The organism is Intestinibacter sp. (genome assembly GCF_051866655.1).
In the GTDB taxonomy this organism is placed as follows: domain Bacteria; phylum Bacillota; class Clostridia; order Peptostreptococcales; family Peptostreptococcaceae; genus Intestinibacter.
The window spans coordinates 1-8191 of the sequence record NZ_JBJDXL010000027.1 but is presented as its reverse complement, the minus strand read 5'-3'; the positions used below and the strand labels follow the sequence as shown (position 1 = coordinate 8191).

General features: G+C 33.5%; 18 protein-coding genes. All 18 read right to left on the bottom strand.

Features of this window, described 5'->3' with window-relative positions; genetic code table 11:
* Positions 1–431: adenylate kinase (locus ACI3VO_RS00840; protein ID WP_439756079.1), on the bottom strand; the 431-nt coding region annotated here is incomplete at its 3' end.
* Positions 432–446: 15 nt separating this feature from the next.
* The gene (secY, locus tag ACI3VO_RS00835) at positions 447–1715 is read right to left on the bottom strand and encodes a preprotein translocase subunit SecY (protein WP_439756078.1); all 1269 of its coding nucleotides are present in this window, start codon (positions 1713–1715) and stop codon (positions 447–449) included.
* 36 nt (positions 1716–1751) lie between these two features.
* On the bottom strand, positions 1752–2195 hold the full coding sequence (rplO, locus tag ACI3VO_RS00830) for a 50S ribosomal protein L15 (RefSeq protein ID WP_290690726.1): 444 nt from the start codon (positions 2193–2195) through the stop codon (positions 1752–1754).
* Between the two features lie 34 nt (positions 2196–2229).
* Positions 2230–2415 (bottom strand): 50S ribosomal protein L30, encoded by a 186-nt coding sequence (gene rpmD / locus ACI3VO_RS00825; RefSeq protein WP_290690728.1) that lies wholly within the window; start codon positions 2413–2415, stop codon positions 2230–2232.
* A 14-nt stretch (positions 2416–2429) separates the two neighbouring features.
* Positions 2430–2936: a 30S ribosomal protein S5 gene (gene rpsE / locus ACI3VO_RS00820; protein WP_320627279.1), complete on the bottom strand. Its 507-nt coding sequence runs from the start codon at positions 2934–2936 to the stop codon at positions 2430–2432.
* A 21-nt stretch (positions 2937–2957) separates the two neighbouring features.
* Positions 2958–3326 carry a 50S ribosomal protein L18 gene (gene rplR / locus ACI3VO_RS00815; RefSeq protein WP_320627280.1) on the bottom strand — a complete coding sequence of 123 codons (369 nt, stop codon included), beginning with the start codon at positions 3324–3326 and terminating at the stop codon, positions 2958–2960.
* 47 nt (positions 3327–3373) lie between these two features.
* Positions 3374–3916 carry a 50S ribosomal protein L6 gene (gene rplF / locus ACI3VO_RS00810; protein WP_439756077.1) on the bottom strand — a complete coding sequence of 181 codons (543 nt, stop codon included), beginning with the start codon at positions 3914–3916 and terminating at the stop codon, positions 3374–3376.
* A gap of 30 nt (positions 3917–3946) precedes the next feature.
* Complete coding sequence (gene rpsH / locus ACI3VO_RS00805; protein WP_320627282.1) at positions 3947–4345, bottom strand: 30S ribosomal protein S8; 399 nt, start codon at positions 4343–4345, stop codon at positions 3947–3949.
* 32 nt (positions 4346–4377) lie between these two features.
* The gene (locus ACI3VO_RS00800) at positions 4378–4563 is read right to left on the bottom strand and encodes a type Z 30S ribosomal protein S14 (protein ID WP_320627283.1); all 186 of its coding nucleotides are present in this window, start codon (positions 4561–4563) and stop codon (positions 4378–4380) included.
* 19 nt (positions 4564–4582) lie between these two features.
* Positions 4583–5125 (bottom strand): 50S ribosomal protein L5, encoded by a 543-nt coding sequence (rplE, locus tag ACI3VO_RS00795; RefSeq protein ID WP_439756076.1) that lies wholly within the window; start codon positions 5123–5125, stop codon positions 4583–4585.
* Between the two features lie 30 nt (positions 5126–5155).
* Positions 5156–5461, bottom strand: coding sequence for a 50S ribosomal protein L24 (gene rplX, locus ACI3VO_RS00790; protein ID WP_320627291.1), 306 nt, complete (start codon positions 5459–5461; stop codon positions 5156–5158).
* A gap of 24 nt (positions 5462–5485) precedes the next feature.
* Positions 5486–5854 carry a 50S ribosomal protein L14 gene (gene rplN, locus ACI3VO_RS00785; RefSeq protein ID WP_320627285.1) on the bottom strand — a complete coding sequence of 123 codons (369 nt, stop codon included), beginning with the start codon at positions 5852–5854 and terminating at the stop codon, positions 5486–5488.
* A gap of 26 nt (positions 5855–5880) precedes the next feature.
* On the bottom strand, positions 5881–6135 hold the full coding sequence (gene rpsQ, locus ACI3VO_RS00780; protein WP_290690747.1) for a 30S ribosomal protein S17: 255 nt from the start codon (positions 6133–6135) through the stop codon (positions 5881–5883).
* A gap of 22 nt (positions 6136–6157) precedes the next feature.
* Positions 6158–6361, bottom strand: coding sequence for a 50S ribosomal protein L29 (rpmC, locus tag ACI3VO_RS00775; protein WP_320627286.1), 204 nt, complete (start codon positions 6359–6361; stop codon positions 6158–6160).
* A gap of 1 nt (position 6362) precedes the next feature.
* Positions 6363–6794, bottom strand: coding sequence for a 50S ribosomal protein L16 (gene rplP, locus ACI3VO_RS00770; RefSeq protein ID WP_290690752.1), 432 nt, complete (start codon positions 6792–6794; stop codon positions 6363–6365).
* Positions 6795–6828: 34 nt separating this feature from the next.
* Positions 6829–7635 carry a 30S ribosomal protein S3 gene (gene rpsC, locus ACI3VO_RS00765; RefSeq protein WP_320627287.1) on the bottom strand — a complete coding sequence of 269 codons (807 nt, stop codon included), beginning with the start codon at positions 7633–7635 and terminating at the stop codon, positions 6829–6831.
* A gap of 17 nt (positions 7636–7652) precedes the next feature.
* On the bottom strand, positions 7653–7988 hold the full coding sequence (gene rplV / locus ACI3VO_RS00760) for a 50S ribosomal protein L22 (protein WP_007285291.1): 336 nt from the start codon (positions 7986–7988) through the stop codon (positions 7653–7655).
* Between the two features lie 31 nt (positions 7989–8019).
* A partial coding sequence (locus tag ACI3VO_RS00755; protein WP_439756080.1) for a ribosomal protein S19 family protein occupies positions 8020–8191 on the bottom strand: 172 nt, incomplete at its 5' end.

Here is an 8191-nt window from a genome sequence, read left to right as displayed (position 1 = left end):
GATGGGTTGAATTCTATATGATAAGTAGCGCCACAAGATTTACAGATTCTTCTACCTACAGCTCTTGCAACTAATTTTTCTTTATCAACTTCTATATTTATTACTTTATCTAAAGCAATGCCATTAGTTTTTAAGAATGCATCTAATTGTACTGCTTGAGATACATTTCTTGGAAATCCATCTAGCATGAATCCATTTCCACAATCTGGTTGTGATATTCTATCAGTTACTAAACCAACTGTTAATTCATCTGGAACTAGTAAACCTTGATCCATATATTCTTTAGCTTTCTTTCCAAGCTCTGTTCCCTCTTTTATATTTTGTCTGAATATATCTCCTGTTGATATGTGAGGTATTTTGTATTTTTCAACGATCCCTGCTGCTTGAGTTCCTTTTCCAGCACCAGGAGGTCCTAATAATATTAGTCTCATTTAATCATCTCCAATTTATTTTAAAAATCCTTGATAACTTCTCATAACTAGGTGTGACTCTAACTGTCTCTTAAGTTCAAGTGCTACCCCTACAACGATTAGTATTGATGTACCTGCTAAACTCATATTTACTTGCATAAAATGAACTGTAAATGCTGGTATCATTGCAACTACTGCTAAGAATAAAGCTCCTGCTAGAGTTATTCTTGATAATATCTTGCTTAGATAATCTATTGTAGGTCTACCAGGTCTGATTCCTGGTATGAATCCACCATTATTTTTCATATTTTCAGCAATATCATCTACGTTAAATGATATTGTAGTATAAAAATAAGAGAAAAATACTATTAATAGAACTTCTAGTGATCTATAAATCCAAAAACCTATATCACCAGATGTGCTTAAGTAAGTGGAAACAAAATTTTGAGCATTTTCGCCCATAAATAATGCTATTGTTTGTGGAAAAGCTAAAAGTGAACTAGCAAAGATTATTGGCATAACCCCTGATTGATTTACTTTCATTGGTATATGAGAGTTTTGACCTCCATATAATTTTCTTCCTACAACTTTTTTAGCATACTGTACTGGTATTTTTCTGACTGCTTCATTTATAAATGTAACAGCTGCTATAGTTACTAGCATTATCACAGCTAATAATATTCCTAACCATATTTTTAGTGTTCCTTGTTGTACTGATGATACAACACCTATGATATCTGAAGGTATTCTTGAGATAATACCCACAAATATAATGACAGAACTTCCATTTCCTAGTCCTTTTTCAGTAATTCTGTCACCCATCCACATTAAGATCATACTTGCTGATATTAATGTAATTATAACTGTTGCTATGAAGAAAACACTATCAGATGTCAATGCACTTCTTACAACTCCTAGAGTTATACCTACAGCTTGTATTATTGCTAATACTAATGCTGTATATCTAGTGTACATATTCATCTTCTTTCTACCTTCTTCACCAGATTTTTGTAGCTCTTTTAAGCTTTCAAATCCAACTGTAAGAAGTTGTATTATGATTGAAGCTGTGATATATGGTCCTATACCTAGAGCAAATAGTGTAAAGTTACTAAATGCTCCTCCTGTAAACATATTATATAGTGCAAGTAAGTTATTTCCACTTACCATACTACTTATAATCGCTGTATTTACTCCAGGAACTGGTATTGTGGTACCTATTCTAAATATTAGAATCATCATTAGGGTATATAAAATTCTTTTTCTTACATCTTTAACTTTCCAAGATTGTTTGATCTTTGATAGCACGTAATATCACCCACCTGTAACTTTCGAAAGAACAGATTATACTAATTCTGCTTTTCCTCCAGCTTTTTCGATTTTTTCTTGAGCTGATGCAGTGAACTTAGCAGCTTTAACTGTTACAGCTTTTTCAAGATTTCCTTGACCTAATATTTTTATTCCATCTTTTTCTATTTTACTTATAGCACCTGTAGATTTTAATAATTCTGCAGTTACTTCTGTACCATTTTCAAATCTATTTAAAAGTTCAACATTAACTTCTGTATATTCTTTTGTGAATGGATTTTTGAAACCTCTCTTAGGAAGTCTTCTTGCTAGTGGCATTTGTCCACCTTCGAATCCAACTCTTACTCCACCGCCTGAACGAGATTTTTGACCTTTTTGTCCACGTCCTGCAGTTTTACCTTGACCTGTAGCAGTACCTCTACCTAATCTTTTTCTAGATTTTACTGCACCTTCAGCAGGTTTTAACTCATGTAGTTTCATGGATTGCACCTCCTTCTTAATTCCTTATCTATAATTATTCAGCTATTTCAGTTACTTCAACTAAGTGAGCAACTTTTGCGATCATACCTCTCATTTGGGCATTATCTTCTTTAACAACTACTTGTTCTCTTTTTCTTAATCCTAAAGCTTCAACATTCTTTTTTTGTTTAGGAGTAGTTCCTATTGTACTTCTAACTAATTTTATTTGTAATTTAGCCATTTCACACTACCTCCTTATCCTAAAAGATCTTCTACTTTTTTACCTCTAAGTCTAGCTACATCTTCAGCTGTTTTTAAAGAACTTAATCCTTCTATAGCAGCATTAACCATATTTCTTGGATTTCTAGATCCTAAACATTTAGCTCTAACATCTTTTAATCCTGATAATTCTAATACAGTTCTTGCAGCCCCACCAGCTATGATTCCTGTACCTTCTTGAGCAGGCATTATTATTATTTTTCCAGCACCGAAGTGTCCGATTACTTCGTGAGGAATAGTTGTACCAACTATTGGCACATTTATAAGGTTCTTTTTAGCATCTTCTGCTGCTTTCTTTATAGCATCTGGAACTTCCATTGCTTTTCCAGTACCTATACCAACGTGTCCGTTTTCATCTCCGACTACTACTAAAGCTGCGAATCTAAAGTTTCTACCACCTTTAACAACCTTAGTAACACGTCTTACTTCAACAACTCTTTCTTGTAAGTCTAGTTGTCTAGCATCTATAAGTTTACGACGCATGTGATCTTCCCTCCTCTTTTATTAGAATTTAAGTCCAGCTTCTCTTGCACCTTCAGCTAACTCTTTTATTCTTCCATGATATATATATCCGCCTCTGTCGAATACTACTTCAGTGATTCCTTTTTCAACAGCTTTTTTAGCTACTAATTCGCCAACTTTTTTAGCTGCGTCTTTGTTTCCTGTATGATTAACAGCACTCTTAACAGCTTCTTCTAATGAAGATGCAGCTACAAGAGTTACTCTATTTGTGTCATCTATTATTTGAGCATATATATTGTTTGAACTTCTAAATACACATAATCTTGGTCTTTGAGGTGTTCCGAATACTTTTCTACGAACTCTCTTATGTCTTTGAAGTCTTTTAGCATTTTTATCAGCTTTCTTTAACACTGAGCTCACTCCTTTCACCCTTTATTTGGTTAAACTCTTAATTTGGCCTATTTCTTACCAGTTTTACCTTCTTTACGTCTTATATATTCACCAGCGTATTTAATACCTTTACCTTTGTATGGTTCTGGTTTTCTCCAATCTCTTATTTTAGCAGCATAGTTTCCTACTAATTGTTTATCTATACCTTTTACTACTAATTCAGTTTGATTTGGAACTTCTACAGTTATTCCTTCTGGATCTACCATTTCTACTGGATGAGAGAATCCTAAGTTCATAACTAATTTATTTCCTTGTTTTTGTGCTCTGTATCCAACACCAACTAATTCTAATTTCTTTTCGAAACCAGTGTTAACACCAGTTATCATGTTGTTTATTAATGTTCTAGTTAATCCGTGTAATGATCTATGTTGTTTGTTGTTTGTTGGTCTTTCTACTGTTATAACATTACCTTCTTGTTTTATTGTTAAAGCAGCATCGAACTTGTTTTCTAAAGTTCCTTTTGGTCCTTTTACAGTTACATGGTTACCTTCAGCTATAGTAACTTCTACACCTGCTGGCACTGTTATTGGTTTTAAACCTATTCTTGACATAGTTACACCTCCTTGCTCTCTTTAATATTATTACCAAACGTAGCAGATAACTTCTCCACCTACATTTTCTTTTCTTGCTTGTTTGTCAGTTAATATACCTTTTGAAGTAGATATTATTGCTATACCTAATCCGTTTAATACTTTAGGTATTTCATGAGCGTTTGTATAAACTCTCATACCAGGTTTAGAGATTCTTTTTATACCTTGTATAACTTTCTCTCCTGCTTGTCCGTACTTTAATTGTATTCTTATTATTCCTTGTTTTTCATCTTCTATAACATCATAACCTCTAACAAAACCTTCTTCTAATAAGATTCTTACTATTTCTTTCTTTATGTTAGAAGCTGGAACGTCAACAGTTTCATGCTTAACAGTGTTCGCATTTCTTATACGAGTAAGCATATCTGCAATTGGATCTGTCATTGTCATATTGAAAACCTCCTTTCATATTTGGGCAAATTCTACCAACTTGCTTTTCTAACACCAGGTATTTGTCCTTTGTAAGCTAATTCTCTAAAGCATATACGGCATATACCAAAGTTTCTTAAAACTGAATGTGGTCTACCACATATAGAACATCTAGTGTATTCTCTAGTTTTATATTTTTGTTTCTTTTGTTGTTTTACAACCATTGCTTTTCTAGCCACTGGAATCCCTCCTTATCTATTATTTTGAAAATGGCATTCCTAATAATTTTAGTAATTCTCTAGCTTCCTCATCTGATTTAGCTGTAGTAACGAATATTATATCCATTCCTCTTACTTTGTCTACTTTATCGTATTCTATTTCTGGGAATATTAATTGTTCTTTTATTCCTAAAGCGTAGTTTCCTCTACCATCGAAAGCGTTAGGGTTTATACCTCTGAAGTCTCTAACTCTTGGTAAAGTAACTGATACTAATTTATCCATAAAATAGTACATTTTGTCTTGTCTTAATGTAACTTTTGCACCTATTGGCATACCTTCTCTTAATTTGAAGTTAGCTACTGATTTTTTAGCTTTTGTTATAACTGGTTTTTGACCTGCTATAAGTTCCATTTCTTCAACAGCTTTTTCTAATCCTTTTGGATTTTCTTTAGCGTCTCCTATACCCATGTTTATAACTATTTTGTCTATTTTAGGTATTTCCATTACGTTTTTATAATTAAATTTCTCCATTAATGCAGGAGCAACTTCTTTCATGTATTTTTCTTGTAATCTAGAAGCCATTTGTGGTCCCTCCTTTCAAGTCGTATTGTATTATATTTCTTTTCCGCTCTTTACTGCTACTCTTACTTTTTTTCCATCCTTAACTTCGTATCTAACTCTTGTTCCTTTTCCAGTTTCTGGATCAACTGGCATTACGTTAGATATATGGATTGGAGCTTCTTTATTTATTATTCCACCTTGTGGATTTATTGCATTTGGTTTTTGATGTTTAGTTATTATGTTTACACCTTCAACTACTACTTTGTCTTGTTTTGGTAAAACAGCAACAACTTTACCTTTTTTACCTTTATCTTTACCAGCTATAACTACAACTGTATCATCTTTCTTAACGCGCATCATGTCTCCTATTGCACCTCCTTATTATAGTACTTCTGGAGCAAGAGAAACTATTTTCATAAATTCATGATCTCTTAACTCTCTTGCAACAGGCCCGAATATACGAGTTCCCACTGGAGTTTTGTCGTCTCTTATTATAACTGCAGCATTTTCATCGAATGATATATAACTTCCGTCATTACGTTTAATGCCTTTTTTACTTCTTACTATAACAGCTTTAACTACTTTTCCTTTTTTTACAACTCCACCAGGTGTTGCACTTTTAACTGTAGCAACTATAACGTCACCTACGTTACCATATTTTCTTTTACTTCCACCTAGTACACGTATACATAGTAATTCTTTTGCACCAGAATTGTCAGCAACTTTTAAGCGTGTCTCTTGTTGTATCATTCGTAATCCCTCCTTTTCCAAAAAAACTACTTAACTTTTTCAACAACTTCAACTAGTCTGAATCTCTTGTCTTTTGATAAAGGTCTAGTTTCCATTATTTTTACTCTATCTCCGATTCTACATTCGTTATTTTCGTCGTGTGCCTTAAACGTTTTAGTTCTTTTAACAGGTTTGTTGTATAATTCATGACGTACGAAGTCTTCAACAGCAACAACTATTGTTTTGTCCATTTTATTACTTACAACACGGCCTATTCTTACTTTTCTTCTTCCTCTTTCCATGTTTAAAAGCCTCCTTTCCAAATTAAGCTCTAGTTTCGTTTAACTTTCTTTCAGCAAGGATAGTTTTAACTCTTGCGATATCTCTTTTAACCATTTTTATTCTTGCTGTATTTTCTAATTGACCAGTAGCTAATTGGAATCTTAAGCTAAATAATTCACTTTTGAAGTCATTTAATTTTACTATTAGCTCTTCGCTGTTTAAATCTCTTAACTCTTTAGCTTTCATCCTATTCACCACCCTTTACTTCTAAATCTTCTTTTTTCACAAATTTACATTTTATAGGAAGTTTGTGAGCTGCTAGTCTCATTGCTTCTCTAGCTTTATCTTCAGGAACACCTGCTAATTCAAACATTACTCTTCCTGGTTTAACTACGGCTACCCAATATTCTGGAGAACCTTTCCCAGCACCCATACGAGTTTCAGCTGGTTTTCTTGTTACTGGTTTATGAGGGAATATTTTTATCCAAACCTTCCCGCCTCTTTTTATATATCTTGTCATCGCGATTCTGGCAGCTTCTATTTGATTAGAAGTTATCCAAGATGGTTCTAAAGCAACTAGTCCGTATTCTCCGTAAGTAACTGTGTTACCTTTTTGAGCCTTTCCAGTCATTCTACCTCTATGAACTCTACGACGTTTTACTCTCTTTGGCATTAACATGAGATTTCTCCTCCTTCCTTGAAGCTAACTTTAATTAATTATTTTTTTCAGCTCTTTGAGGTCTTTGTCCTTGTGGTCTTTGTCCTCTAGCTCTGTCATTTCCTCTAGAATTTCTTCTATTGTTATCTCTTCTATTATCTCTTCTCTTGTTATCTCTTCTATCTCTTCTGTTATCTTTTCTTTCTTCTCTTGGGTTTACACCATTTCTAGTTGGTAAAACTTCACCATTGCATATCCAAACTTTTATACCTATTTTTCCATAAGTAGTATCAGCTTCAGCGAAACCGTAATCTATATCTGATCTTAAAGTTTGAAGTGGTACATTTCCTTCGCTATAACCTTCAGTTCTAGCCATTTCAGCTCCACCTAATCTACCAGATGCAGCAACTTTTATACCTTTTGCACCAGATTTTAAAGCTCTTTGTACAGCTTGTTTCATAGCTCTTCTGAAAGCTACCCTTCTTTCGATAGCTAATGCTATGTTTTCAGCTACTAATTGAGCATTTCTATCTATTCCTTTAACTTCTATTATATTAACTATAACAGTTTTCTTAGTCATTTTTTCTAATTCAGCTTTTAAAGCTTCTATTTTAGCTCCAGCTGCACCTATAACAACACCTGGTTTAGCAACATGAAGATCTATTCTTATTTTGTTTGCTGATCTTTCTATTTCTATTTTGGCAACACCAGCAACATATAATTTTTCTTTTAGGAATGTTCTTATTTGGTGGTCTTCTAATAATAAACTTCCGAACTCTTTTTTATCAGTAGTAAACCATCTTGAATCCCAATCTTTTATAACACCGACTCTTAGTCCGTGTGGGTTAACCTTTTGTCCCATTTATTTCCCTCCTAACTCTATTGTCTTTCTTTTAAAACAACCTCTATGTGAGAAGTTCTTTTTCTTATCATAGTTGCACGACCTTGTGCTCTAGGCATAAATCTTTTTATAGTTGGTCCTTGATTAGCAACTATTGATGCTATATATAATTTATCTGCATCCATTTCATGGTTATTTTCAGCATTAGCTTTTGCTGATTTTACTACTTTAGCTATTATATCAGCTGCTCCTCTAGGAGTGAATTTTAATATTGCTAAAGCTTCATCAACGTTTTTACCTCTTACAAGAGAGCATACTTGACCTGCTTTTCTTGGAGATACACGTACATATTTTGCGATTGATCTTGCTTCCATCGTTCTTCCTCCTTTCCTAGTCAGGATTTAATTATTTTCTCTTATTACTTTTTTCGTCATCTTTGTGACCTTTGAAAGTTCTTGTTGCAACGAACTCTCCGAGTTTGTGTCCTACCATATCTTCTGTTATATATACAGGAATATGTCTTCTTCCGTCATGTACAGCTATAGTGTGCTCTACCATTTGAGGGAATATAGTTGAA